Source organism: Streptomyces fulvorobeus, assembly GCF_013167895.1.
GTDB lineage: Bacteria > Actinomycetota > Actinomycetes > Streptomycetales > Streptomycetaceae > Streptomyces > Streptomyces fulvorobeus.
Genome location: NZ_BLWC01000001.1, coordinates 5,491,126 through 5,516,733, shown reverse-complemented (window position 1 = coordinate 5,516,733; position 25,608 = coordinate 5,491,126). Strand labels below are relative to the sequence as shown.

Sequence of the window (25,608 nt, the reverse complement as noted above, 5' to 3'; positions counted from 1 at the left end):
CCGCCGGCGGCCCCGGGGAGTCTCGGCGCCCCGGGGCCTGTGCACGCGGCGGCCGGGCGGCTACTCGCCGCACCTCTCCCGCAGGGAGTGCAGGTGCTGACTGGACTTGCGGGCGAACGCCAGGGAGTCGGCGGGGTTGTCGTGCTCGGCCTGCCAGTGGTGGTAGGTACGGCCGCGGGGGGTGCGCGCGGTGACACGGCTGAGGAAGGTCTTGTAGTCGATGTCGCCGTCGCCGACGTCCGTCATGCGGTAACCGTCGCGTGCCGTGTCATCCCGGATGCCGTCCTTGACGTGGAAGAGCGGAAAGCGGTCGGGCTGCCTGAGTACGTACTCGACCGGGTCGAAGGGGGCCGGTGTGCCGTCCGCCCTCTTCCCGAAACGGAACTGGGCGGCGTAGGCCCAGTAGATGTCCATCTCCAGGTACACCAGGTCCGGGTCGGTCTCGGCGAGCAGGACGTCGTAGAGGCGGACGTCCGGCTGGTCGGTCGCGAAGGAGAACTCCTCGGCGTGGTTGTGCTGGTAGAACTTCATCCCGCGCTTGCGCGCGGCGGCACCGTAGGTGTTGAAGTCCTCGGCGGCGCGCTTCCAGCCGTCGACGGTCGAGCCGTAGCGCCAGGGGCCCGAGGCGGTGCCGATGTGCTTGAGCCCGAGGGCCTCGGCGTCGTCCAGGACCTTGGTGAGGTTCTGGGCGAAGGTGTAGGCGCCGGGGTTGTTGTCGTCGTGGTAGCCGACATGGCTGCCTATGGGGTTCAGTCCGTGGTCCCGGGCGAGCCGCTTCAGCTGGGCGAGGGTGAGGGGGCCGGCCGAGCCCTGGGTGTATCCGGCGAACTCGATCTCGTCGTAGCCGTACTTCTCCAGTTCCGCGAAGACCGGTGCGAAACCGAGCGTGGAGACCTTGTCGCGGAGGCTGTAGAGCTGGATTCCGAGACGGCCGGGCGGCAGGACGGGACGGCCCCTGCCGTGCGCCTCGGCGGTCCCGGTGCCCAGCAGGGTCGCCGCGGTGGCTCCGGCGACGACGCCGAGGACGTTGCGGCGGCTGAGCCTGCGCGCGAGTCCGGCGTCCTTGGGGGTTCGGCTCATGATCAGGTAACTCCCTTGGTGAGTGAGCGGACAGCTCAGTGCAGTCCGGCGAGCCGGAGCAGCAGGGACTTCACTTCGGTGGCCTCGACGCGGCCGGTGAACGCGTGGGGGGTGGAGCAGAGGATGAGCGGACCTTCTTCGTCGCTCGTGGGCAGGCGGCCGTGGCTGCCGCGGATGGGTGCGGGGTCGAGGGGGACGACGGCCATGCGGTAGCGCATGCCGAGCTTCTTGCGTGCGAGGGCACCTGCGGCCTTGACCCGGACGAAGGGGTCCTGGGGGTCCATGAAGAGCTCGACGGGGTCGTAGCCCGGCTTGCGGTGGATCTCCACCAGCTGGGCGAAGTCGGGGGCGAGGTCGTCCTCCAGCCAGTAGTAGTACGTGAACCAGGCGTCCGGCTCCGCGACGGCAACCAGTTCGCCGGAGCGGGGGTGGTCGAGGTGGTGGGCCTTCTTGCCCTCGTCGTCGAGGAGCTGCTCGATGCCGGGCAGCCCCGCGAGTGCCTCCCGGGTGGCTTCGAGGTCCTCGGGGCGGCGTACGTAGATGTGCGCGATCTGGTGGTCGGCGACCGCGAAGGCCCGGGAGGCCATCGGGTCCAGGTACTCCATGCCGTCCTGGGTGTGGACCTCCAGCAGGCCGGCGCGGCGCAGGGCGCGGTTGATGTCGACGGGCCGGTCCACGCGCGTGATCCCGTACTCGGAGAGCGCGACGACGGTGCGCCCCTGGCGGCGGGCGTCTTCGAGCAGCGGTGCCACGGCCCGGTCGAGTTCGGTCGCCGCCCGGTGGGAGCGCGGGTCGTCGGGGCCGTAGCGCTGGAGGTCGTAGTCGAGGTGCGGCAGGTAGCTGAGGGCCAGGTCGGGGGCGCGGGTGGCGAGGATGTGCCGGGTCGCGTCGATGATCCACCGTGAGGAGACGAGGTCGGCGCCGGGGCCCCAGAAGTGGAAGAGGGGGAAGGTGCCGAGCTTCTCGGTGAGCTCGTCGTGCAGGGCGGGCGGCCGGGTGTAGCAGTCGGGTTCCTTGCGGCCGTCGGCGTAGTACACGGGGCGCGGGGTGACCGTGAAGTCGGTGTCGGCGCCCATGGCGTACCACCAGCAGATGTTGGCGACGGTGTAGCCGGGGTGGGCGCGGCGGGCCGCGTCCCACAGTTTGTCGCCCGCGACGAGCCCGTTGTGCTGGCGCCACAGGAAGACCTCGCCCAGCTCGCGGAAGTACCAGCCGTTGGCGACGATCCCGTGTTCGGCGGGGGTCGTGCCGGTGAGGAAGGTCGACTGGGCGGCGCAGGTGACGGCGGGCAGCACGGTGCTGAGCGGTGCCTGCGCCCCGCGGGCCGCCATGGCCTTGAGGTGGGGCATGTGGTCGAGGAGCTGCGGGGTGAGTCCCACGACGTCGAGGACGAGGAGGGGGGTCGGGGCGGAGGTGAGGCCCGCTTCGGTCGCTGCTTCGGGTGAGGTCACGGGAGCTCCTTGAGCCCGAGGTCGACCAGGAGATCGCGGGCGAGGGTGAGTTCGGCGGCGATGCCGTCGGCGAGCTGGGTGCGGGTCCGTGGGCGCAGCTCGGCGGGCAGCGCCTGCCAGGTGTACGTCTCGACCTCCAGGTGCCGGGTCAGGGCCACCGGACCGCCGACGAGCCGGTTCAGCGTGGACCTGAGCACCGGGAGCGTGGAGGTGAGCGGGGGCGCCGGGGGTGCGTGCAGCGGCACGTGGAAGTGGGAGCGCCAGGGGGCGCTGTCGGGCAGCGCGTGGCCGTCGAGTGCCTCGTGGAGGTCGTCGGTGCCGCGCAGCCCCGCGGCGCTGTTCATCCGGGTCTGGTGCAGGAAACGCGGTTCGGCGAAGTCGGCGAGCGCGGCGCGGACGTCGGGCAGGTGGGGTTCTTCGGCGTGCAGGGCCGCTGAGAGCTGGGCCTTGGCGACGAAGACGCCGGCCGCGGCGAGGGCGTCGAGCGCGGTGTCCGGGTCCTCGAACGACGTGGCGAGGTGGCAGGTGTCGACGCAGATGCCGATGCGGTCGTGGCCGATCGCGGTGAGCGGGGCGATCGCGTCGGAGGTCGTCTCCACGGTGCAGCCCGGTTCGGGTTCGAGGCCGATCCGGATGGACTTCCCGGTCAGTTCGGCGAGGGCGTCGAGGCGCTGGGCGAGGGTGGTGAGGGCTGCCCGCGCGGTGCGGGCCGCGCCGGGGTCGCCGTCGTACGGGGTGCGCCAGGCGATCGGCAGGGTGGAGATGCTGCCCTCGGTGACGTCGTCGGGGAGCAGTGCGGCGAGCAGTCTGGCCAGGTCCGTGGTGTGGGAGAGGCGCTCGGGCTCGGTCCAGTCCGGCCGGTAGACGCGGTACTTGACCTTCTCGGCGCCGAATCCCTCGTACGGGAACCCGTTGAGTGTGACGACCTCGAGGCCCCGGCGCTCCAGTTCCGCGCGCAGGGAGCGCAGGGCCGCCGGGTCGTTGACCAGGGTGCGGGCGGCGTCCTTGGCGAGCCACAGGCCGATGCCCAGCCGGTCGCGGCCGAGACGTCTGCGTACCGGTTCGCAGTGGTCGCGCAGTTGCGCCCGCACCCCGTCGAGGGTCTCGGCCGGGTGCACGTTGGTGCAGTAGGAGAGGTGGACGGTGGAGCCGTCGGGGTGACGGAAGCGCATCGTCTCACTCCCCGCCGCGCAGGATGGAGTTCCCCTCGTGCTGGGGGTCGGGGGCGGCGACGTCGAGCTGGAGCCGGCCGCTCTGCCCGTAGAAGGCGACGGGGTTGCGCCAGAGGACCTGGTCGACGTCGTCCTCCGTGAAGCCGGCCTTCAGCATCGCGTCGCCGACCTTGCGGGTCTTCAGCGGGTCGCTCTGACCCCAGTCGGCGGCCGAGTTGACCAGCATCTTCTCGGTGCCGTACGTCCGCAGGATCGTCACCATGCGGTCCTCGTCCATCTTGGTGTCGGGGTAGATGGAGAAACCGGCCCAGCAACCACTGTCGATGGCGTGTTCCACGGTCGTCTCGTTGAGGTGGTCGAGCAGGACCCGCTCAGGGGGCAGGTGGGATTCGCGGACGACGTCGACGGTGCGGTGCAGACCGGCGAGTTTGTCGCGGTGGGGAGTGTGGACGAGGGCCGGCAGGCCGTGGTCCGCGGCGAGCTGGAGCTGTGTGGCCAGGGCGATGTCCTCCGCCGGGGTCATCGAGTCGTAGCCGATCTCACCGACGGCGACGACTGAGTCCTTGACCAGGTAGCGGGGCAGGGCGTCCAGGACGGGGAAGCAGCGGGGGTCGTTCGCCTCCTTGGGGTTGAGGGCGAGCGTGCAGTGGTGGGCTATGCCGTACTGGGAGGCGCGGAAGGGCTCCCAGCCGAGCAGCGCGTCGAAGTAGTCGAAGAAGCTGGCGGGCGAGGTGCGGGGCTGGCCGAGCCAGAAGGAGGGTTCGACGAGCGCGCGGACCCCCGCGTCGTACATCGCCCGGTAGTCGTCCGTGGTGCGGGAGGTCATATGGATGTGGGGGTCGAAGATGCGCATCAGGACTCCTGGGACGGGACCGTGGTGGCGGGAGCGGTGCAGCTGAGTACGTACGCGAGATCGGCGGGGACGTCCCGCCCCGCCGCCGTGCGCTCGGCCGCGAAGTCGCCCAGCATCCGGGCGAGTTCGAGATCGCCGAGCGCCCTGCGGGCCAGTGCGTCGACGCAGTCCACGGGGACGCCGGTGAAGAGGCACTTGAGAACGGCGTGGCGCCACTGGTGCGCGTCGAGGTGTGCCGCGGCGTACGGGCCGACGGCCGCCGCGACGAGCCGTGTGTCGTTGGTACGCAGGGCGTCCTCGACGAGCGGCAGGGCGGCGGAGCCGATGTCCAGCCGGTGCAGGGTGCGCAGCACGGCACGCCGTTCGGCGGCGGTGCCCTGGTCGTAGAGCCTGGTCAGGGCGGGCAGCCCGGCCCGGGCCGCCAGCAGCAGCAGGGCGCGTACGGAGTCGGCGTGGTCGAGCCCGCAGTACCGGCCGGCTGCCGCGTACCGCAGTTCCCACGGCGGCGCGGCGATGAGCGCTCCGGGCCCGGCGGCCGGAGGGCCGGTTTCCTGCCGGGCCGCGTGCGCGGCGGTGTGTTCGGCCGCGTGCTCGGCCTCGGCGAGGGCTTCGTCGAGCCAGGCGCGGGCGGCTCCGCCGAGCTGCGCGTCGAGCTCTTCGCGGGCCAGCAGCGGGGTCATCGGCATGGCGTTGCTCCCTGTCGCGGATTCAGCGGCTCGATGGACTGTGCTTGTGCAGGAACTCGATCGAGGTGCGGGCGAGCTCCGGACCCGCGTGCGAGTGGCGGGGCAGCTCGACGACGGTGAGGCCGCCGTAGTCCGCGGCGGCGAGCTCTTCGAGGACGGGCGGGAAATCGATCTCGCCGTCACCGAAGGGCAGGTGTTCGTGCACCCCGCGGCGCATGTCCTCGATCTGTACGTGGCGCAGCCAGGGCGCGGCGTCCTTGACGCAGTCGACGGGCGAGGCGGGCTCCAGGCACTGGCAGTGGCCGATGTCGAGGGTGAGGCCGAGAGGTTGTGGGTCACCGAGGAGGGCACGGAGGTGGTGGAAGTCGGCGATGGTGGCCAGGAGATGGCCGGGTTCGGGCTCGATGGCGATCGGGACGCCGGTACGGGTCGCGGCGTCGATGACGGGGGTGAGCGCGTCGGCCAGCCGCTCCCAGGCGACGGTGTCCCCGGTTCCGTCCCCGGTCTCCGGGGGGATGATGCCGCTGAAGCAGTGCACGGCGTGCGCGCCGAGGTCGGCGGCGACGTCGACGGCCCGGACGAGCAGTGCGGTGCGGGCCGCCCTGGCCTCGGGGTCCGGGTCGAGCAGCGAGGGGCCGTGTTTGCGGCGCGGGTCCAGGACGTAGCGGGCGCCGGTCTCGACGGTCACGCCGAGCCCGAGGTCGCCGAGGCGCCGCGCCACCTGGCGGGTGCGGGCGGCCAGGTCGGGGGCGAGGGGGTCGAGGTGCATGTGGTCGAGGGTCAGCCCGACGCCCTCGTAGCCGAGGTCGGCGAGGAGCCCGAGGGCGTCGTCGAGCCGGAGGTCGGTCAGCCCGTTGGTGCCGTAACCGAAGTGGAGCGTCATGTGGGGCTCACCTTCCGTGCGAGCGCGCGCGCCAGGGGCACGAGCCCCATGAGGACCAGCCCGGTGACGGGCGCCCCGGCGCGGGCGGCGAGAGCGGCCTGGAGCGGGATCATGGCGCGGATGCCACCGCCGACGGCGCGCTGGGTGAGGGGTGGGGAGGGGTTGAGGGCGGCGTACAGCTGGGGGCGCGCGGCGGTACGGAGATAGGCGCCCGCGAAGGCGGTGAGGAGCAGGCGGGCCGCGGTGCCGGCGGGGCGCCCCGGGGGCCGGACGAGCGGTGAGTCCCCGCCCGGACGGGAATCGCCGGGGTGCCGGGGGGTGTTCGCGACGGTGGCCCCGAGCGCCAGGGTCGCGGCGAGCGCGCCGAGCGGTGCGACGGTGGAGCCGCCCTGCGCCTCGTGCCGGGAGACGACGGTGACGGCGTAGGTGTGCGCGCCGAGGATCGCGGCGGCCGGGAAGGCGGCGCGGAGTGCCGGCGGGGGCGGGACCGGCGTGGCCCGCGCGGGAACCGCCGCCGCTGCTGGTGCCTTGGCGGGCGCCGGTGCGTGGGCCGCTCGGGGTGATACCTGCGCCGGCGCAGGGGGCCTCGCGACTGTCACCTTCGCGGTCGCCGTCGCTCCCAGGAGCAGGTCGAGGGAGCGGGCCGTCGCCATGGCCGCCGGGCCCGCCGGGGTGTGCTTCAGATACAGGTCGTAGGACCACACCGTGGCCGCGAGGCCCGAGGCCACCGCAAGTGAGGGCCGGCCGGCTCGTGCGGCCAGGGCCAGGCCGGCCGCCGTCAGGGCGCCCGCCACGGCGAGGGCCGCGCCGGGGGCGACGCGGCCCGAGGGGATCGGGCGGTGGGGGCGGTCCACGGCGTCCTCCTCGCGGTCCGCCCAGTCGTTGAGCGCCATCCCCGCCTCGTACAGGCAGAGGGAGGCGGCGACAGCCAGTGCGGTGCCCCGGTCGGGCCGGCGCCCCAGGGCGGCGGCCCCGGCCAGGGCGTCGCCGGGGACGCTGAAGAGGGCCGACACCCGCAGCAGTTCCGCCCACGCGCCCGCCCGGTCGCGCACCCCGGCCAGGCGGGGCCCGGTCCCGGGCGCGGCGCCACCGCCCCGGCCGCCCATTGTGCCGCGCCTGTCCGGTGCGGGCGCGGTCCCGCCAGCGCCGGAGAGGCCGTCCGTGGCCGCGACGGTGCCCGGTTCGGAGCCGGACGGCACAGAACCGGCAGGCGCAGAACCGGACGGCACACAACCTGACCGCCCGGAACCGGACCTCCAGGCGCGAGCACCGCGCAGAGCACCGGCCGCCGCTGTCACCGCCAGGGCGGCCGTCAGGGCCGGCAGCGCGCCTGCCGCGCCGCCCCACCGGCTTGGCCTCATCGCTCGCCCCGCAGCCGCTCACCGAAGGCCAGCAGCGCCGCGTACTGCTCGGACAGCCCGGCCGGGCCGCCGTCCGGGTCCTTGAAGTAGAAGCCCAGCTCGGGGAGCGGGCCCGCGATGCCCCTCTCGTGGGCGCGCGCCAGCAGCCGGGCGAGGTCCAGGACGAGGGGGGCGGCCAGCGCCGAGTCGCAGCCCTGCCAGATCGTCTGGAGGATCATGCGCGAGCCGAGGAAGCCGTCGAAGGCGATGTGGTCCCACGCCGTCTTCCAGTCGCCCATCGCCGGTACGTCGTCGATGTGCACCTCGCCCTCGGGGCGGTGCCCAGGGTGTCGGCGAGCACCCGTTCCTTGCCCGCGTTCTTGGCCGCGGCGGCCGCCGGGTCGGCCAGCGCCGCTCCGTCACCGCCACCCAGGAGGTTGGTGCCCGACCAGGCCCGTACGGGCAGGGCGCGCTGTACGAACATCGGGGCGAGCACGGAACGCAGCAGCGTCTGGCCCGTCTTGCCGTCGCGCCCCGCGTGGGGAAGTCCGCAGGAGTCGACGGCGTCCTGGAGGGCCGGGGTGCGCAGGCCCGTGGACGGGGTGAAGTTGACGTACGGGCAGCCGGCCCGGAGCGCGGCGGCCGCGTAGAGGGAGCTGGCGGGGAGGCGGTCGTCGCCGTCCTGGGGAAGGGGCTCCGTGGAGGCGACGTTGATCACGACCGTGCGCGCCAGTCCGTGGCGGCCGGCGAAGTCGGTGAGGTCCGCCGCGAACGCGGTGATGAGCTGTTCGTCGGTACGCGTGTCGCCGGGAAGGGGGCCGCCGGTCCGTATCTCCGCGTCGGCCGCGGTGAGTTCGGCGCGTACCGCGGACGGCAGGCCGTACGGCAGGACTTCCCCGGCGGCGAGGGCCTCGGCACGTTTGGGCAGGGGGCAGTCGACGGTGTCGTGGCCGCCGAACACCAGGGAGTGCAGCGGGGGCAGCCCACTGGCGGCGAAGGGGGATGTCTCGGTGACCATGCCGGTCGCCGGGTGGAGTCCTGCTGCGATGGCGGCGCACCCCGCGGTGGCGGTGGTGGCGACGGAGCCGCGTGCTCCGATGAACCAGACTCCGGTGCGGACGGCTTGTGCGGTCACGGACTGCCTCCCTGGCTGTGGCTCTTGGGGCTGTGGTGAGCGGCGGGCGGGGGCTGGGACTCTCCCCCGCCCGCCGCCGGTCGGGGCCGCCCTACGTCGAGGGCAGCTGCTTCAGCTTGATGTCACGGAAGGACACCTGGTCCTGGGCTCCGTGGTTCTGGAGGCCGATGTGGCCGTTCCTGAGACTGCGGACCGGGTCGGTGTTGGTGAAGTCGTTGATCTTCACGCCGTTGAGGAAGACCCGCAGGCGTTCGCCCTGGACCCGGATCTCGTAGCTGTTCCACTCCCCCGGAGCCTTGAGCACCCGGTCACGGGCGGCGAGGTCGGCGGATGTGAAGCCGTAGACGGCACCCGTGGTGCGGTCGGCCGCGTCGGTGGCGTCGATCTGGATCTCGTAGCCGTTGTTCACGGCGGACCAGGGGTCGTCGGAGGCCGGGAAGCCCACGAAGATCCCGGAGTTGTCGTCGCCCGCCATCTTCCAGTCGAGCTTCAGGGAGTACGACTCCAGCTCCTCGGCCTGGTACCAGAGCATCCCCATACCGCCCTCGGTGCGCAGCTCGCCGTCGACGACGTCGAACGTCCCGGGGCCCGCCTGCTTCCAGCCGTCGAGCGTCTTCCCGTTGAAGATCGTCCGGTAGCCGGTGTCGGGCTTGCAGTCGGCCGTGGCCTGACCGGTCGTGTAGCGCATTGCGCCGAGCAGGTGCTTGCGGAAGTCCGGTTCGGCGTACGACTCCTTGGTGTGGCCGAGGCCGGTGTAGAAGGAACGGCCGCCCTGGTAGGTCTGGCACCAGGAGATCGGGTGGTCGCCCTTCATCGTGCCGCCGGTGTAGCTGGACTCGTCCAGTGTGGCGAGTACCTGGGCCTTGTCCCGGGGGTTGGTGCGGTAGTTGTACCACTCGTCGGTGCGGTCCCAGGTCTCGTCCAGATGGGCCGTCGCCGGGTGGTCGTGGTTCTCGACCCGTACGGTGGCGGGCTGGATCTGCGGGTGCGAGGTGAAGTACGCGCCGACGAGTCCGCCGTAGAACTCCCAGTCGTACTCGGTGTCGGCGGCGGCGTGGACGCCCATGTATCCGCCCCGCCGGCCACATAGTCCTCGAACGCCTTCTGCTGGACGCTGTCGAGGACGTCTCCGGTCGTGGAGAGGAAGACGACGGAGTCGTACCGTGCCAGGTTGGCCGCGGTGAACTGGCCGGGCGCCTCGGTCGCGTCCACGGTGATGCCGCTCTCGGCGCCGATCTCCTTCAGCGCGGTGATGCCGGCCGGGATGGAGTCGTGGCGGAAGCCGCCGGTCTTCGAGAAGACGAGGACCCGCTTGGCGTCCGGCTGGCGGGGGCCGAGGAGAGCTGGAAGTCGTCGATGTCGTAGAGCGCTCCGCTGCCGCCCCTGAAGACCAGGAAGAGCTGCGTGGTCCGCTTCGGGGCCTTGCGCAGGGAGACGTCGACGTCCTGGAAGGTGTCCCAGCCGCCCGTGACGGGGACGGTGGTGGAGCCCAGCAGGGTGCCGGTGGGTGAACCGGTCCGTACTTCCAGCGAGCCGCCCGCTCCGGCGGAGGAGATCCGGGCGGTGAGCTCGGTGGCGCCGGTGAGCAGGTACGGCGTGAAGGAGATCCAGTCACCGTCGTGGATGTCGCCGACGGTCTTGCCGCCGTGCGCGCTCGCCTTGTCCTGCGGTGCGACACCGGACTGGGCGCTGTAGTGCTCGGCCTGGCGGTGGCGCGGCTGGAGCTGCGCCTGGTCGCTGCCGGTGAGCGCGGCCTGGCCGCCGCCTCCGCCGTCGGTGTACGAGGCGTCGACGACTCCGAAGATGTTGGCGTTGGGGTCGTGCCCGCCGTCCGCCTCGGTCTTGATGACGCCGGAGCAGCCGTTGACCGTGGTGACGGGGTGGCCGTGGCTGTCGTGGCCGAGGATGAAGCGGACCGCGACCCGGGAGCAGTCGACCGTGCCGTCCTCGGGGTCGGTGACGGTGACCTTGAACGGGATCTCGTCACCGAAGGTGAACAGCTGCCCCTCGGCCGGGAGTTCTAGTCTCACGGTCGGAGCGGTGTTGCCCACGGTCACGTGCACGCTCGCCGAACCGGTGCGTCCGCTGAGGTCCTTGACGGTGACGGTCGCGGTGTACGTGCCGTTCTTCCGGTAGGTGTGGGTGGGGTTGGCGGCCGTCGACGTGCCGCCGTCGCCGAACTCCCAGGCGTAGGTGAGGGTGTCGCCGTCCGCGTCCGTCGTACCGGCCGAGGAGAAGGCGACTCTGAGCGGCGCGGTGCCGGAGGTCTTGTTCGAGCTCGCCTCGGCGACGGGTGAGCGGCCGCCGGTGGCGTTCTCGATGCGGTAGAGCCCGGCGTTCTCGTCGCCGCCGAACCAGGCGGTGCCGTAGTCCAGGACGTACAGCGCCCCGTCCGGCCCGAAAGCCATGTCCATGACCTGGGTGCCGGTCCACGGGACCGGGCTGATCGACTGGACCGTGCCGTCGCTGTCGTGCTCGATGCGCTTGATCCAGCGCCTGCCGAACTCTCCGGCGAAGAAGTCCCCGTCGTACGCCTCGGGGAACTTCACCGGCGAGTCGAGCTCCGGGTCGTAGTGGTAGACGGGCCCGCCCATCGGGGACTCGGAGCCGCTGCCGAACTCGGGCAGCGAGTCACCGTCGTACGGAATCCAGGCGGTCTCCGCCGGTGGCAGGTCGACCAGGCCGGTGTTGTGCCGCGAGGTGTTCTTCGGTGCCGCGCAGTCGAAGGCGGCGCCGGACGTCCTGGTGGCGAAGTCGTAGTCGACGTACGGCTCGTTGTCACCTGTGCAGAACGGCCAGCCGAAGTTGCCGGGCTTCGTCACGCGGGCGAACTCGACCTGTCCGGCCGGTCCGCGCTTCGGGTCGGCGGCGCCCGCGTCGGGGCCGTAGTCACCGACGTAGAGGACGCCGGTGGCTTTGTCGACGGAGAAGCGGAACGGGTTGCGGAAGCCCATCGCGTAGATCTCGGGCCGCGTCCTGTCGGTACCGGGCGCGAAGAGGTTGCCCTCGGGCACGGTGTACGAGCCGTCTTCGGCGACCTTGATCCGGAGGATCTTGCCGCGCAGGTCATTGGTGTTGCCGGAGGTGCGCCGGGCGTCGTACGCCGGGTTGCGGCCCGGGCTCTCGTCGATGGGTGTGAAGCCGTCCGAGGAGAAGGGGTTGGAGTCGTCACCGGTCGAGAGGTAGAGGTTGCCCTGTGCGTCGAAGTCGATGTCGCCGCCGACGTGGCAGCAGATCCCGCGGGTGGCGGGGATGTCGAGGATCTTCTTCTCGCTGCTGTTGTCGAGGGTGCCGTCCGCGTTCAGCACGAAGCGCGAGAGCCGGTTCACTCCGTCGAACTCGGCGAACTCCGCGGCCGTCCCGTTGGCCGGGGCGTCGCCCGCGGGGGTGTCCATCGGGGGCGCGTAGTAGAGGTAGATAGCCCGGTTCTCGCTGAAGTCCGGGTCGATACCGACGCCCTGAAGCCCTTCCTCGTCGTGCGAGTAGACGGGGATGGTGCCCGCGATCCGGGTGTTGCCCGCGCTGTCGGTGATGCGCAGCTCGCCACTGCGTGAGGTGTGCAGGACACTGCGGTCGGGGAGGACGGCCAGCGACATGGGCTCACCGGTCTCGGCGCCGCCCTTGGCGAGGGTGACCTGCTGGAACTCCTCGGCGGCGACTACGGCGTTCGCGGTACGTGGTCCTGCCAAGGCGCCGGGGGCGGCTCCGATGGCGAGCGTCGTCGCGGTCAGCAGACCACCGGTCAGCAGGGCGAGGGACTTACGGAATCCGGTGTGCTGTCGGCCTCGACTGCGGTTTCGGTTTCTGTGCACGAATGTCCTCCGAAGAGTGCCGGTCGTACGGGCGGGTGGTGCCGTGGCCGTGCGGCGCGGGGACTGCCGCGCACGTCAGCGGGGCCGGTTTCCCGGCTCCGCCGACGCCAGTCGTGTGGTGTACACCAAGGGGACGGTAGACCTGTTCGTCCCCCACGGAAAGCCCTTGCGCGGCAAGTGGATCGAACTTTTTCCCGCGTCAGGACAAAGCGGATTCGCCTCGGTCGGACCCGCCCCCGGTCCGTTCAGTCCGCGCTGCCGAACGCCGCGTCGAACGAGGAGGCCGGCGGATCGAAATCGAACCGCTTCAGTGAGGTCAGCGCTTCCGGTGCGCCCGTCAGCCGGTCCATCCCCGCGTCCTCCCACTCGACGGAGATCGGCCCCTCGTACCCGATGGACCGCAGCATCCGGAACACGTCCTCCCACGGCACGTCACCGTGGCCCGCCGAGACGAAGTCCCAGCCGCGCCGGGGATCGCCCCACGGCAGGTGGGAGCCGAGCCTGCCGTTGCGCCCGTCGAGGCGCTTGCGCGCCTCCTTGCAGTCCACGTGGTAGATCCGGTCCCGGAAGTCGTACAGGAAACCGACCGGATCGAGGTCCTGCCACACGAAGTGGCTCGGGTCGAAGTTCAGCCCGAAGGCCGGCCGGTGGTCAACCGCCTCCAGTGCGCGTTGCGTTGTCCAGTAGTCGTACGCGATCTCACTGGGATGCACCTCGTGGGCGAAGCGCACCCCCTCCGCGTCGAAGACGTCGAGGATCGGGTTCCAGCGCTCCGCGAAGTCCTGGTAGCCGCGCTCGATCATGTGCGGCGGTACCGGCGGGAACATCGCGACCAGGTGCCAGATGGACGACCCGGTGAAGCCGATGACGGTCCGCACCCCGAAGGCCGCTGCCGCGCGCGCGGTGTCCTTCATCTCCTCGGCGGCCCGGCGCCGCACACCCTCGGGCTCGCCGTCACCCCAGATCCTGGCGGGCAGGATCGCCTGGTGGCGCTCGTCGATCGGGTTGTCGCAGACGGCCTGCCCGACCAGGTGGTTGGAGATCGCGTAACAGGTGAGCCCGTACTTTTCGAGCAGCCGGTGCCGCCCGTCCAGGTAGCCGGGATCGGCGAGCGCCTTGTCGACCTCGAAGTGGTCGCCCCAGCAGGCCAGTTCGAGACCGTCGTAACCGAAGTCCCTGGCGTGCCGGCAGACCTCCTCCAGCGGCAGGTCGGCCCACTGGCCGGTGAAGAGCGTGAAGGGACGGGGCATGCGCGGGACCTCCTAGTACGGGACCGGGGTGTAGACGGAGTTCTTCTCTGCGCTCTCCTCGACGGCGGCGAGCACCCGCTGTACCTGGAGCCCGTCGGCGAAGGACGGCATGGGCGCCGACCCCGAGGCGATCGTGCGCACGACGTCCGCCGCCTGGTGGACGAAGGTGTGCTCGTAGCCCAGGCCGTGGCCAGGCGGCCACCACGCCTCCAGATAGGGGTGCTCGGGCTCGGTGACGAGGATGCGCCGGAATCCCGCGCTGACCGCGGGTTCGGTGTGGTCGTGGAAGGAGAGTTCGTTCAGCCGCTCCAGATCGAAGGCGAGCGAACCGAGCTCCCCGTTGATCTCCAGGCGCAGCGAGTTCTTGCGGCCCGCCGCCATCCGGGTCGCCTCGAAGGAGGCCAGCGCGCCGGAGGCGAGCCGGCCGGTGAACAGTGCCGCGTCGTCCACGGTGACCGCCCCGCGTGCCGTACTGTCCCCGGCCCCCGAGAGCCCGCCCCCGGGCCCGGACAGGACGGGCCGGCTCCGTACGAACGTCTCACTGACCGCCGACACCCCGACCAGCGGTTCCCCCGTCAGGTACTGGGCGAGGTCCACGATGTGGGCCCCAGGTCCCCAGGGCGCCCGACCCGGCCTGCTCGCGTTTGAGCCGCCAGGTCAGGGGCGACTCGGGGTCGACGAGCCAGTCCTGGAGGTAGGCGGCCCTGACGTGCCGCAGGGCGCCGAGCCGGCCCTCGGCGATCAGTGTGCGGGCGTAGGTGATCGCGGGCACCTTGCGGTAGTTGAAGCCCACGATCGCCACCTGCCCTCGTGCGGCGGCCCGTTCCGCCGCCGCCACCATGGCCTCCGCCTCGGCGACCGTGTTGGCGAGCGGCTTCTCGCACATCACGTGCTTGCCCGCCTCCAGGGCGGCGATGGCGATCTCCGCGTGGCTGTCGCCCGGAGTGCAGATGTCCACGAGCTGCACGTCGTCCCGGGCGATCAGGGCACGCCAGTCGGTCTCGGCCGCCGCCCAGCCGTGCCGGGCCGCGGCCGCGTCGACCGCGGCCCGGTCACGGCCGCAGATCGCGGCGAGAGCGGGCCGCATCGGCAGGTCGAAGACGTGTCCCGCGGTGCGCCACCCCTGTGAGTGGGCGGCCCCCATGAACGCGTATCCGACCATGCCGACTCCGAGCGTCGCCGTGTCCGGCGCCTGTCTCGGCGGCGCCGCGGCCTCCTGCTCCGTCTCTTCCCTAAGGGACATCCGGGCTTCCTCCTCGTCGGTCGTTCGGTGGGCACGGCAGGAGGGGCGGTCAGCTCCCTCCTACGGCCGGATCAGCTGAAGCCCGTCGGCAGGTACTGGTCGATGTTCTCCTTGGTGACCACGGCCGAGTAGAGCGTGATCGAGGTCGGGATCTCCATCTCGGAGAGGCCCCCGACGCCCTTGCTCTGCCCCAGGGCGCGCGCCAGGTCGATGGCGGACGCGGCCATGGTGGGCGGATACAGGACGGTGGCCTTGAGCACGCTGTTGTCGGCCTTGATGGCGTCCATCGCCGACTTGGCCCCGGCCCCGCCGACCATGACGAACTCGTCGCGGCCCGCCTGCTGGATGGCGCGCAGCGCGCCGACGCCCTGGTCGTCGTCGTGGTTCCACAGGGCGTCGATCTTCTTCTGCGCCTGGAGGAGCTGCGCCATCTTCGCCTGACCCGACTCGACGGTGAAGTCGGCCGCCTGACGGGCCACCAGCTTGATGTTGGAGTAGTTCTTCAGGGCGTCGGCGAAGCCCTGGCTGCGCTGCTTGGTGAGCTCCAGGCTGTCGATGCCGGCCAGTTCGACGACCTTGGCGTCCGACTTCCCCTTGAGCTGTTCGCCGATGTAGTGGCCGGCGTTCAGTCCCATGCCGTAGTTGTCCCCGCCGACCCAGCAGCGGTACGCCTGCGGTGAGGCGAAGACACGGTCGAGGTTGATGACGGGGATGCCCGCCCGCATCGCTTCGAGGCCCACCTGGGTGAGTGCCTTGCCGTCCGCGGGAAGGATGACGAGGATGTCGACCTTCTTGTTGATGAGGGTCTTGACCTGGCCGATCTGGACGGCCGTGTCGTTGGACCCCTCGGTGATCTCCAAGGTGACCTCGGAGTACTTCTCCGCCCGGGACTTGGCGTTGACGTTGATCGCGTTGAGCCAGCCGTGGTCGGCCTGGGGGCCCGCGAAGCCGATGGTGACGGGCTTGCCCGGCTTGTCGTCGGCGGCGGGCTGGGCGTTCGGGGCGGCCGAGTCGCCGGTGGACTTGGGCTCGTTGCTGGTGCAGGCGGTGAGGAAGGCGCCCGCGGAGACGGCTGCGGTGCCGAAGAGCAGTCCTCTGCGGCTTGTTTCTGGCATGGCTGTCAAACCCTTCATCCGGTGCGGTGCGTGCGGAACAGCGGGTGGTGGTGGGGAGGACCGCTGGATCAGGTCTCTCCGTTGCGCAGCGTGCGGCGCTGGACCAGGACGGCGGCGACGATGATCGCGCCCTTGGCGATCTGCTGGACATCGCTCTGCAAATTGTTGAGCGCGAAGATGTTGGTGATCGTGGTGAAGACGAGGACGCCGAGCACGGAGCCGACGATCGTGCCGCGCCCGCCGCTCAGGAGGGTGCCGCCGATGATGGCCGCCGCGATGGCGTCGAGCTCGTAGAGGTTGCCGTTGGTGTTCTGGCCCGATCCGGACAGGATGATCAGCATGAAGGCGGCGATGCCGCAGCAGAGTCCGGAGAGCAGGTAGAGGTAGAGCCGCTGGCGGCGGACGTCGATGCCGGCCAGCCGGGCCGCTTCCGCGTTCCCGCCGACCGCGACCGTACGCCGTCCGAAGGTCGTCCGGTTCAGGATCAGCCAGCCGACGACGGTGACCGCGGCGAAGACCAGGACCAGCGGCGGAATCCCCAGGATGTAGGAGTCGGGCAGGCCGAGGTCGAGGACGGACTGCACGGTGACGATCTGGGTCTTGCCGTCGGTGATCTGGAGGGCCAGACCGCGGGCCGACGCCAGCATGGCCAGTGTCGCGATGAACGGGACCATCCCGCCGTACGCGATGAGGAGCCCGTTGACCAGTCCTGCCGCGAGGCCGACGACCACGGCGGTGAAGAGGACGCCCGCGAAGCCGTACTCCTGGGTGGCCAGTGTCGTCGCCCAGACGGAGGCGAGCGCCACCATCGCGCCGACCGACAGATCGATGCCGCCGCTGGTGATGACGAAGGTCATGCCGACGGTGACGACTCCGATGACGGACGCCTGCGTCAGGATCAGCTGGAGGTTCCCGGTGTCCAGGAAGGCTTCCGGCTCGGTGATACCACCGACGGCGATCAGTACGGCGAGTACGCCGAGCAGTGACAGGTTGCGGACGTCGGCGCGCAGACCGAACGCGCGCGGACCTCCCTGCTTCTTCGAGGGCGGGGCGGTGGCCGGGCCGGTCAGGACCCCCTTGTCCGGCCCGTTGTGCTGCGCCGACGAGACGGGCTGCGTCATGTCGCGGGGCTCCCTTCCATCACGAGATCGAGTACGCGGTGCTCGTCGAGCTCCTGGGCGTCGGCCGCGTGCACGACGCGCCCTTCGCGGAGCACCAGCACCCGGTCGGCGAGGCCCAGCACTTCGGGTACCTCGCTGGAGACGAGCAGTACGGCGAGGCCGTCGTCGGCCAGCCGGCGGATCACGGCGTACAGCTCGGCGCGGGCGCCGACGTCGACGCCGCGGGTGGGTTCGTCCAGGAGCAGGACCCGGCAGCCGCGCAGCAGCCAGCGGGCCAGGACCGCTTTCTGCTGGTTGCCGCCGGAAAGGGTGCGGACGGCCGCGTCCGGGTTGTCGGGCCGCAGCGAGAGCTCCCGGGTGGCGGCCCTGGCGGCGGTCCGTTCGGCGCCCCGGTCGAGCCAGCCGGCCCGGGCGAACCGGGAGAGGGAGGAGACGGAGACGTTGCGGGTGACCGATTCGGTCAGCAGGAGCGCCTGCGCCTTGCGTTCCTCGGGTGCCAGCCCGATGCCGGCGGTGACGGCGGCCCGGACGCTGCCGGGGCGCAGCGGCTTTCCGTCGACGGTGACGCGGCCCGTGGTGGGCTTGCGCGCGCCGAAGACCGTCTCCAGGATCTCGGAGCGCCCTGAGCCCACCAGTCCGGCGAGACCGACGATCTCGCCGGGCCGGAGTTCGAGGTCGATCGGTTCGAACTCGCCCTTGCGGGAGAGCCCTTCGACGGTGAGCACGGGCTGCGCCGTGGCGCGGGCGGCCGGGGCCGCGGTCCGCGGGGGGAACACGTACTCGACGTTGCGGCCGGTCATCAAGGCGACGACGTCGCGCGTGGGGGTGGTCTTGGCGGGAAGTCCCACGGCGACGGCCCTGCCGTCCTTGAGGACGGTCACCCGGTCACCGATCCGGCGGATCTCCTCCAGCCGGTGGGAGATGTAGACGACGGCGACGCCTTCGGCGGTGAGCCCGTCGACGGTGCGGAAGAGGTTGTCGACCTCGTCCGGGTCCAGGGCGGCCGAGGGTTCGTCCATCACGATGAGCTGTACGTCGTGGGAGAGCGCCCGTGCCATGGAGACGATCTGCTGCTGGGCGGCGGAGAGGTCACCGACCAGGCGGGCGGGGTCGATCTCCGGGTGGCCGAGCCGCTTGAGGAGTTCGCCGGCAGCCGTACGGGCCTGGCGGGTGCGGACGACGAAACCCGCGGTGGTCGGTTCGTGGCCGAGGAAGACGTTCTCGGCGACCGACAGGCCCTCGACCAGGTCGAGTTCCTGGTAGATGGTGGCGATCCCGAGGCTCATCGCGGCGATGGGCGACTTGAGGGCGACGGGTGCGCCGCGCCAGGTGATCTCACCGCCGTCGGGCTGGTGGGCCCCGGCCAGCACCTTGATGAGGGTGGACTTTCCGGCGCCGTTCTGCCCGAGGAGGCAGTGGACTTCGCCGGCCAGCACTTCCAGGTCCACGCCGTCCAGGGCGCGCACCCCGGGGAAGGACTTGGTGATGCCGGACATGGTGAGCAGGGGGCCTTCCGGCGCTGTTGCCGGTGGTGGTGCCATGACAAATCCCCTCGGTGCGGGACCGGTGAGCGGGCAGGGCGAAGTACGCGGGGTACGGGACGTGCGTGACGTGTTCTCGTGCGGAGGTGCTGTCGTGCCGACCGGCCGAGGATCAGGCCGGCGAGAAGAGGTGGTCGCTGATGAGCCGGGCGGCGCCGATCACTCCGGCAGCCGGTCCCAGCTCCCCCAGGACGATGGGGAGGTTGCCGGTGGCCAGCGGCAGGGACTGCCGGTAGACCTGGGTGCGGACACTGGCGAGGAGGTTGTGCCCGAGGCCGGTGACACCGCCGCCGATCACCACAAGGCCCGGGTTGAAGAAGCTGACGAGTCCGGCGATGACCTGGCCGACCCTGTTTCCGCCCTCGCGGATCAGGTCGAGGGCGGCGGCGTCACCGGCCGCCGCGGCTGCGGCGACGTCGACGGCGTTGAGCTTCCCGGCCGCCTCCAGCCGGGCCGCGAGCTCCGCCGACTGCCCGGAGCGCGCGGCGTCCTCCGCGTCGCGGGCGAGCGCCGCACCGCTGAAGTGGGCCTCCAGGCACCCCCGGTTGCCGCAGGCGCAGGCCCGGCCGTCCGGTTCCACCTGGATGTGGCCGATGTCCCCCGCGCTGCCCGTCGTACCGCGGTAGACCTCGCCGCCGACGACGATGCCGCAGCCGATACCGGTGCCGATCTTGACGCAGAGGAAGTCGCCCACGGAGCGCGCGACGCCCGCGTGCTGTTCCCCCATCGCCATGAGGTTCACGTCGTTGTCGACCATGACGGGGCAGCCCAGCTCCTGGCTGAGCGCCTCGCGGACCGGGAACCCGTCCCAGCCAGGCATGATGGGCGGCGCGACCGGGATGCCCTCGGGGAAGCGGACGGGCCCCGGTACGCCGATGCCCGCGCCGTCGAAGCCCTCGGCGAGCCCGGAGGCCCGGAGCTTGGCCGCCATCGTCAGCACCTGCTCGAAGACGGCGACCGGGCCCTCGCGTACGTCCATGGGGTGGTTGAGGTGCCCGAGGACCTCCAGCTCGGCGTTGGTGACGGCCACGTCGATGGAGGTGGCGCCGATGTCGACGCCGAGGAAGCGCAGTGCCGGGGCGAGCCGGATGTTGTGGGAGCGCCGCCCGCCGCGCGAGGCGGCGAGTCCGTCCGCCACGACGAGGCCGGTCTCCAGCAGCCGGTCCACCTCGACGGCGAGCTTGGAGCGCGAGAGGTCGACCTCGTCCCCGAGCTGGGCGCGGGAGTTGGGACCGCCGTCGCGCAACAGCCGTAGCAGCCGCGCCTGATGCGCGTTCGCGGGCCGAGCCGTCATACGTCTCACACGTCCCTCCCCGCCACATCGGACAGTCCGTCGGGCTTTGGAGGGGAACGTAGCAGCGCTTTCCCGGAGTGGGAAGAAGTTGCGCAGGAATCAGCTCCAACTTTCTCCACACGCAGGACAAAGAAGGGTTGAAGTCGTACGGACACGCCGATGGGGCACCGTTGATCCCGGTGCCCCATCGGTCTTGACGCGTCTCTTCTATGCCTCTTCCCGCGCACGGTCGCCGCCGACCCGGCCTGCCACCTCGTCGTCGGCCACGGTCCGCTCACCCTGGCGCACAGTTCTTCGTGCGCCTCGACGCGCCCACAGACCGCCTACGGCGGTGGGCGGGTCAGGGGCAGCGGATCACTTGGCCGGCGTACGAGAGATTGCCGCCGAAGCCGAAGAGCAGCACCGGGGCGCCGCTCTCGATCTCCCCGCGCTCCACCAGCTTGGACAGCGCCATGGGGATGGAGGCGGCGGAGGTGTTGCCCGAATCCACGACATCCCGGGCGATGATCGCGTTGACGGCGCCGATCTTCTTCGCGACCGGTTCGATGATCCGCAGATTGGCCTGGTGCAGGACCACCGCGGCGAGCTCCTCCGGTGCGATTCCCGCCTTCTCGCACACCTTGCGGGCGATCGGCGGGAGCTGCGTGGTGGCCCAGCGGTAGACGGACTGCCCTTCCTGCGCGAAGCGCGGGGGCGTGCCCTCGATGCGTACGGCGTTGCCCATCTCGGGCACCGAACCCCAGAGCACGGGGCCGATTCCCGGCCGCTCGTCGGTACCGGGGTCCGCGACGACGACCGCCGCGCCCGCGCCGTCACCGAGCAGGACACAGGTGGTGCGGTCGGTCCAGTCGGCGATGTCGGCCATCTTGTCCGCGCCGATGACGAGGACCCGCGTCGCCGCCTCGGCCCTGATCGCGTGGTCCGCCGTCGCCAGCGCGTGCGTGAAGCCGGAGCAGACCACGTTGATGTCCATCACCGCGGGTGAGCCCATGCCCAGTCGCGCCGCGACCCGGGCGGACATGCTCGGCGAGCGGTCGATGGCCGTGGAGGTGGCCACGAGGACCATGTCGATGTCGGAGGGCTGGAGGCCCGCCGCGGCCAGTGCCTTGGCTCCCGCGTGTGCGGCCATCTCGTCCACCGGCTCGTCGGGACCCCCTACGTGCCGGGTCTTGATGCCGACCCGGCTGGTGATCCACTCGTCACTGGTGTCGACCATGGCGGCCAGATCGTCATTGGTCAGCACCTTGGCGGGCTGGTAGTGGCCGAGCGCCACGACACGTGAGCCGGTCATGTACGGGTTCCCCTCGTTTTACGTATAGCAGGAACCATCCAGTCTTGGTCGCTACTGCCCGGTATGAGGGCACGTAACCCCACAGGATTCCGGGCCCGGGGTTGGAGCCTTGACAACAGCTCCGGCAACAGCTCTGACCCCTTTGAGGCCCATTGTAGACAATATGGTGTCGGCGACCCGTCGTGCTGCTCGCCGCCGTCGGCGAACCGGCGGCGCAGGGGCGCAGGACAATGGGATCGTCGAGGTCACTTCGCCGTACGACGACCCGGTGCCCCCGGCGACCTCGGCGTCAAGGGCCGCTTCGGCCACCGACACGTACAGAATCGGGTTCTGCCGCCATGGGACGGGTTACCGAGCGCCGCCGCACCCTCCGCATCCGGGACGGAGCGGTCACCACCCGCCCGGACACCCTGGTCGCCGAGGAGCCCCTGGAGATCCGGCTGAACGGCAGGCCGCTCGCCATCACGATGCGCACCCCCGGCGACGACTTCGCGCTGGCGGCCGGCTTCCTGGTGAGCGAGGGCGTGCTCGGTGAGGGCTCCGAGGTGCAGTCGATCGTGTACTGCGCCGGGGCCACCGCCGGCGGAGTCAACACGTACAACGTGGTCGACGTGAAGCTCGCGCCGGGCGTCGTGGTCCCCGACATCACGCTCGAACGCAACGTCTACACCACGTCGTCGTGCGGCCTGTGCGGCAAGGCGAGCCTGGACGCCGTCCGCACCACGACCCGTCATCCCGTCGCCGACACTCCCCCGGTCCGGGTGACACCCGGGCTGCTCTCCGGCCTCCCCGACCGGTTGCGCGAGGCGCAGCGGGTGTTCGACCGGACCGGAGGGCTGCACGCGGCGGCGCTGTTCTCGGAGGCGGGCGAGCTGCTCGACATCCGGGAGGACGTCGGCCGGCACAACGCGGTCGACAAGCTCGTCGGCCGGGCCCTCACCGACGACCGGCTGCCCCTGTCACGGGCGATCCTGCTGGTCTCGGGGCGGGCGTCCTTCGAGCTCGCGCAGAAGGCGGTGATGGCCGGCATCCCGATGCTCGCCGCCGTCTCGGCACCGTCGTCGCTCGCCGTGGACCTGGCCGTGGAGACCGGGCTGACCCTGGTCGGTTTCCTGCGGGGTCCGTCCATGAACGTGTACGCGGGTGAGCACCGCATCGCCCTCAAGGCGCCGGCCGGCGAGGGCTGAGGCGTCCCCGCCCGGCGCCAGGGCCTCCCTGCGCACCCTCAGCGCCTTCGAACCGCATCCGTGCAGCGGCAAACCCGCCCGCCCACCGGGGTGATACGGGGTGATACGGCGCGTGGAGCCCCGTAGCTTTATATGCGCGCAGAACAGGAGTGATCGCGGTGTACGGATTCGGTGGAGGTTCCGACGCAGGCCCCGTACGCCGTGACCGGAACTCTGCCCGCACCTTGCCCATCTGGCCGGATTTCTACGCTTGACCTGTGCGCTTGCCACGTTTTGAGGAGGCTTGACCGTCTCCCGCGACGGCGCCCGGTGGGGTAGCGTCGCGGCGCTGTGCGGAGGCCACGAGGAGCGGTTCATTGCGCGAATTCACTGTCCCACCCATGGCGGCCGCCCCCCACGTAGGCGGACTCGCCGATGCCGTGTTCGACAACGCCGAGGATGACCCGCATCGGGTCGCGCTGGGGCGCAAGGGGGCGGACGGTCACTGGCGTGATATCACCGCCGCGCACTTCCGCGACGAGGTGCTGGCCCTGGCCAAGGGGCTGATCGCGCACGGCGTCCGCTTCGGCGACCGCATCGCCCTGATGTCCCGTACGCGCTACGAGTGGACGCTCTTCGACTTCGCGGTGTGGGCCGTAGGGGCCCAGTCGGTGCCCGTCTATCCCACCTCCTCCGCCGAGCAGGTCCTCTGGATGCTCCACGACGCCGAGGTCACCGCCGTCATGGTCGAGCACGAGGACCACGCGATGACCATCGGCTCGGTCGTCGACCGACTGCCCCTGCTGAAGCGGCTGTGGCAGCTGGACGCCGACGCGGTGGGCGAGCTGGTCGCCGCGGGCACGCAGATCGACGACGACGTGGTGCACCGGCACCGCCGTGCGGTGACCCCCGGGTCGGTGGCGACGGTCCTCTACACCTCGGGCACCACGGGCCGCCCCAAGGGCTGCGTGATCACGCACGCCAACTTCATGTTCGAGTCCGACACCATGGTCGGCCGGTGGGAGCCGGTGTTCCACTCCAAGCCGGGCGACGAGGCGGCGACCCTGCTCTTCCTGCCGCTGGCCCACGTCTTCGGCAGGATGGTGGAGATCGCCGCGATCCGGGGCCGCGTGAAGTTCGGCCATCAGCCGGAGCTCTCGGCGCGCGCCCTGATGCCGGACCTGGTCTCGTTCCGGCCGACGTTCATCCTGGCGGTCCCCTACATCTTCGAGAAGGTCTTCAGCGGCGCCCGGCGCAAGGCCGAGGCGGAGGGGCGGCTCGCAGCGTTCGACAAGGCCGTCGAGATCGCGGTGAAGTACGCGGAGGCCATGGAGGACCGGGCCTTCGGCACCGGACCCGGCCCCTCGGCGGGGCTGCGGATGCAGCACCAGTTCTTCGAGAAGATCGTCTACAAGAAGGTCCGCGACGCGATGGGCGGCCGGGTACGGCACGCGATGTCGGGCGGTTCGGGGATGGACCGCAGGCTCGGCCTGTTCTTCGCCGGGGCCGGCGTCCTCGTCTACGAGGGCTACGGCCTCACCGAGTCCACAGCGGCGGCGACCGCGAACCCCCCGGAGCGCATCCGGTACGGCACGGTCGGGCAGCCGATCCCCGGCACGACCGTGCACGTCGCCGATGACGGCGAGGTGTGGCTGCACGGCGCGAACATCTTCTCGGGCTACCTGGGCGACCCGGCGGCCACCGAGGCGGCACTACGGGACGGCTGGCTGGCCACCGGGGACCTCGGCGCGCTCGACAAGGACGGCTATCTGACGATCACCGGGCGGAAGAAGGAGATCCTGGTGACCTCGGGCGGCAAGAGCGTCTCGCCCATCCCCTGGAGGAGCGGGTGCGGGCCCATCCGCTGGTGGCGCAGTGCATCGTCGTCGGCAACGACCGTCCGTACATCGCGGCGCTGGTCACCGTGGACCGGGAGTCCGTGGACCACTGGCTCACCGCGCAGGGCCGGTCGCCGCTGAGCCCGAGCGAACTGGTGCGCGACCCCGATCTGGAGATGGAGGTGCGCCGGGCGGTCGTGGCCGCCAACACGGCGGTGTCGCAGTCCGAGTCGATCCGTACGTTCCGTATCCTGGCGCACCCGTTCAGCGAGGAGCGGGGGCTGCTCACCCCGTCGCTGAAGCTGAAGCGCAAGGCGATCGAGAAGGCGTACGCGGCCGAGGTCGACGCGCTCTACCACTAGAGGGTGCGCTTCGGGAATATGTAAGCTTCCCTGACCATTATCCCTTGAAGACCCAACCGACGACGTAAGGATCGATCGCTCGTGAGCCAGGTTCCCTCCCTCACCCTCAACAACGGCGTCGACATGCCGCAGCTCGGTTTCGGTGTCTGGCAGGTGCCGGACAGCGATGCGGAGAAAGCGGTGGCCACGGCCATCGAGTCCGGGTACCGGAGCATCGACACCGCCGCGATCTACGGCAACGAGGCCGGCACCGGCAAGGCCGTCGCCGCCTCCGGTGTCCCCCGTGACGAGCTGTTCATCACCACCAAGCTGTGGAACAGCGAGCAGGGCTACGACAAGACGCTGCGCGCGTTCGACGAGTCGCTCGACAAGCTGGGCCTCGACCACGTCGACCTGTACCTGATCCACTGGCCGCTGCCGGCCAAGGACACCTACGTGGACACGTACAAGGCCCTGGAGAAGATCTACGCGGACGGCCGCGCCAGGGCCATCGGCGTGTCGAACTTCCTGCCCGCGCACCTGGAACGCCTGATCGCCGAGACCTCCGTGGTGCCCGCGGTCAACCAGATCGAACTGCACCCGCAGCTCCAGCAGGCCGAGCTGCGGGCCCTGCACGCCCAGCACGGCATCGTCACCGAGGCATGGTCGCCGCTGGGCCAGGGCAAGGGCCTCCTGGAGATCCCGACCGTCGTCGCGATCGCCCGGAAGCACGACCGGACGCCCGCGCAGGTGGTGCTGCGCTGGCACATCCAGACGGGCAACGTGGCGATCCCCAAGTCCGTGACGCCGTCGCGGATCGTGGAGAACCTGGACGTGTTCGGATTTGAGCTGGACCCCGACGACCTGGCGGCACTCGGCGTCCTGGACGAGGGCAAGCGCCTGGGCGCGGACCCGGCGGAGTTCCACTACGGCGCCTGATCCGCCCGTAGAAGCTGATCCGACGCCGCCACCTGCCCGCACGGGCCGGTGGCGGCG

The 25,608-nt window shown here is 71.2% G+C and carries 15 protein-coding genes and 4 pseudogenes; 3 read left to right on the top strand and 16 right to left on the bottom strand.

Going from position 1 to position 25,608, the window contains the following annotated elements:
• Window positions 1–60: 60 nt before the first annotated feature.
• The 16 genes and pseudogenes from Sfulv_RS24785 to Sfulv_RS24710 all read right to left on the bottom strand — a co-directional run bounded on the left by Sfulv_RS24785 (window position 61) and on the right by Sfulv_RS24710 (window position 21,267).
• Window positions 61–1,080, bottom strand: a complete 1,020-nt coding sequence (locus Sfulv_RS24785) for a sugar phosphate isomerase/epimerase family protein (protein WP_173316712.1) — start codon at window positions 1,078–1,080, stop codon at window positions 61–63.
• 35 nt (window positions 1,081–1,115) lie between these two features.
• Window positions 1,116–2,531, bottom strand: a complete 1,416-nt coding sequence (locus Sfulv_RS24780) for an alkaline phosphatase family protein (RefSeq protein WP_173316711.1) — start codon at window positions 2,529–2,531, stop codon at window positions 1,116–1,118.
• Complete coding sequence (eboE, locus tag Sfulv_RS24775; RefSeq protein ID WP_173316710.1) at window positions 2,528–3,703, bottom strand: metabolite traffic protein EboE; 1,176 nt, start codon at window positions 3,701–3,703, stop codon at window positions 2,528–2,530. Before eboE ends, Sfulv_RS24780 begins: the two co-directional genes overlap by 4 nt.
• 4 nt (window positions 3,704–3,707) lie before the next feature.
• On the bottom strand, window positions 3,708–4,556 hold the full coding sequence (locus tag Sfulv_RS24770) for a TatD family hydrolase (protein ID WP_173316709.1): 849 nt from the start codon (window positions 4,554–4,556) through the stop codon (window positions 3,708–3,710).
• Window positions 4,556–5,242 carry an EboA domain-containing protein gene (locus Sfulv_RS24765; RefSeq protein ID WP_173316708.1) on the bottom strand — a complete coding sequence of 229 codons (687 nt, stop codon included), beginning with the start codon at window positions 5,240–5,242 and terminating at the stop codon, window positions 4,556–4,558. Before Sfulv_RS24765 ends, Sfulv_RS24770 begins: the two co-directional genes overlap by 1 nt.
• A gap of 22 nt (window positions 5,243–5,264) precedes the next feature.
• On the bottom strand, window positions 5,265–6,125 hold the full coding sequence (locus Sfulv_RS24760) for a sugar phosphate isomerase/epimerase family protein (RefSeq protein WP_173316707.1): 861 nt from the start codon (window positions 6,123–6,125) through the stop codon (window positions 5,265–5,267).
• Window positions 6,122–7,231 carry an SCO3242 family prenyltransferase gene (locus tag Sfulv_RS24755; RefSeq protein WP_246353228.1) on the bottom strand — a complete coding sequence of 370 codons (1,110 nt, stop codon included), beginning with the start codon at window positions 7,229–7,231 and terminating at the stop codon, window positions 6,122–6,124. Before Sfulv_RS24755 ends, Sfulv_RS24760 begins: the two co-directional genes overlap by 4 nt.
• A 251-nt stretch (window positions 7,232–7,482) precedes the next feature.
• Window positions 7,483–8,600 (bottom strand): annotated as a pseudogene (locus Sfulv_RS24750) (inositol-3-phosphate synthase).
• A 91-nt stretch (window positions 8,601–8,691) separates the two neighbouring features.
• Window positions 8,692–12,412, bottom strand: a pseudogene (locus Sfulv_RS24745) (ThuA domain-containing protein).
• Window positions 12,413–12,657: 245 nt separating this feature from the next.
• Window positions 12,658–13,662 carry a sugar phosphate isomerase/epimerase family protein gene (locus Sfulv_RS24740; RefSeq protein ID WP_173316705.1) on the bottom strand — a complete coding sequence of 335 codons (1,005 nt, stop codon included), beginning with the start codon at window positions 13,660–13,662 and terminating at the stop codon, window positions 12,658–12,660.
• A gap of 12 nt (window positions 13,663–13,674) precedes the next feature.
• Window positions 13,675–14,905 (bottom strand): annotated as a pseudogene (locus Sfulv_RS24735) (Gfo/Idh/MocA family protein).
• Between the two features lie 71 nt (window positions 14,906–14,976).
• The gene (locus Sfulv_RS24730; protein ID WP_173316704.1) at window positions 14,977–16,020 is read right to left on the bottom strand and encodes a substrate-binding domain-containing protein; all 1,044 of its coding nucleotides are present in this window, start codon (window positions 16,018–16,020) and stop codon (window positions 14,977–14,979) included.
• Between the two features lie 68 nt (window positions 16,021–16,088).
• A complete protein-coding gene (locus Sfulv_RS24725; protein WP_173316703.1) occupies window positions 16,089–17,141 on the bottom strand; it encodes an ABC transporter permease in 1,053 nt (350 codons plus the stop codon).
• Window positions 17,138–18,682, bottom strand: coding sequence for a sugar ABC transporter ATP-binding protein (locus Sfulv_RS24720; protein WP_246353226.1), 1,545 nt, complete (start codon window positions 18,680–18,682; stop codon window positions 17,138–17,140). Before Sfulv_RS24720 ends, Sfulv_RS24725 begins: the two co-directional genes overlap by 4 nt.
• A gap of 112 nt (window positions 18,683–18,794) precedes the next feature.
• A complete protein-coding gene (locus tag Sfulv_RS24715; RefSeq protein WP_173316702.1) occupies window positions 18,795–19,976 on the bottom strand; it encodes an ROK family transcriptional regulator in 1,182 nt (393 codons plus the stop codon).
• A 340-nt stretch (window positions 19,977–20,316) separates the two neighbouring features.
• On the bottom strand, window positions 20,317–21,267 hold the full coding sequence (locus tag Sfulv_RS24710; protein WP_173316701.1) for a beta-ketoacyl-ACP synthase III: 951 nt from the start codon (window positions 21,265–21,267) through the stop codon (window positions 20,317–20,319).
• A 338-nt stretch (window positions 21,268–21,605) separates the two neighbouring features.
• Here Sfulv_RS24710 and fdhD point away from each other — a divergent pair, with 338 nt between their 5' ends.
• The 3 genes and pseudogenes from fdhD (at window position 21,606) to Sfulv_RS24695 (ending at window position 25,551) form a co-directional block, all read left to right on the top strand.
• Entirely contained in the window at window positions 21,606–22,454 is an 849-nt protein-coding gene (gene fdhD, locus Sfulv_RS24705; protein WP_173316700.1) for a formate dehydrogenase accessory sulfurtransferase FdhD, read from the top strand.
• A 380-nt stretch (window positions 22,455–22,834) separates the two neighbouring features.
• A pseudogene (locus tag Sfulv_RS24700) lies at window positions 22,835–24,633 on the top strand (AMP-dependent synthetase/ligase).
• Window positions 24,634–24,714: 81 nt separating this feature from the next.
• Complete coding sequence (locus Sfulv_RS24695) at window positions 24,715–25,551, top strand: aldo/keto reductase (RefSeq protein WP_173316699.1); 837 nt, start codon at window positions 24,715–24,717, stop codon at window positions 25,549–25,551.
• Window positions 25,552–25,608: the final 57 nt, after the last annotated feature.

What these genes read in the sequence shown, in the direction of transcription:
- Sfulv_RS24785 (WP_173316712.1), bottom strand. Translation starts at nt 1,080, where the DNA reads ATGAGCCGAACCCCCAAGGACGCCGGACTCGCGCGCAGGCTCAGCCGC.
- eboE (WP_173316710.1), bottom strand. Translation starts at nt 3,703, where the DNA reads ATGCGCTTCCGTCACCCCGACGGCTCCACCGTCCACCTCTCCTACTGC.
- Sfulv_RS24770 (WP_173316709.1), bottom strand. Translation starts at nt 4,556, where the DNA reads ATGCGCATCTTCGACCCCCACATCCATATGACCTCCCGCACCACGGAC.
- Sfulv_RS24765 (WP_173316708.1), bottom strand. Translation starts at nt 5,242, where the DNA reads ATGCCGATGACCCCGCTGCTGGCCCGCGAAGAGCTCGACGCGCAGCTC.
- Sfulv_RS24760 (WP_173316707.1), bottom strand. Translation starts at nt 6,125, where the DNA reads ATGACGCTCCACTTCGGTTACGGCACCAACGGGCTGACCGACCTCCGG.
- Sfulv_RS24755 (WP_246353228.1), bottom strand. Translation starts at nt 7,231, where the DNA reads ATGGGCGGCCGGGGCGGTGGCGCCGCGCCCGGGACCGGGCCCCGCCTG.
- Sfulv_RS24740 (WP_173316705.1), bottom strand. Translation starts at nt 13,662, where the DNA reads ATGCCCCGTCCCTTCACGCTCTTCACCGGCCAGTGGGCCGACCTGCCG.
- Sfulv_RS24730 (WP_173316704.1), bottom strand. Translation starts at nt 16,020, where the DNA reads ATGCCAGAAACAAGCCGCAGAGGACTGCTCTTCGGCACCGCAGCCGTC.
- Sfulv_RS24725 (WP_173316703.1), bottom strand. Translation starts at nt 17,141, where the DNA reads ATGACGCAGCCCGTCTCGTCGGCGCAGCACAACGGGCCGGACAAGGGG.
- Sfulv_RS24720 (WP_246353226.1), bottom strand. Translation starts at nt 18,682, where the DNA reads ATGGCACCACCACCGGCAACAGCGCCGGAAGGCCCCCTGCTCACCATG.
- Sfulv_RS24715 (WP_173316702.1), bottom strand. Translation starts at nt 19,976, where the DNA reads ATGACGGCTCGGCCCGCGAACGCGCATCAGGCGCGGCTGCTACGGCTG.
- Sfulv_RS24710 (WP_173316701.1), bottom strand. Translation starts at nt 21,267, where the DNA reads ATGACCGGCTCACGTGTCGTGGCGCTCGGCCACTACCAGCCCGCCAAG.
- fdhD (WP_173316700.1), top strand. Translation starts at nt 21,606, where the DNA reads ATGGGACGGGTTACCGAGCGCCGCCGCACCCTCCGCATCCGGGACGGA.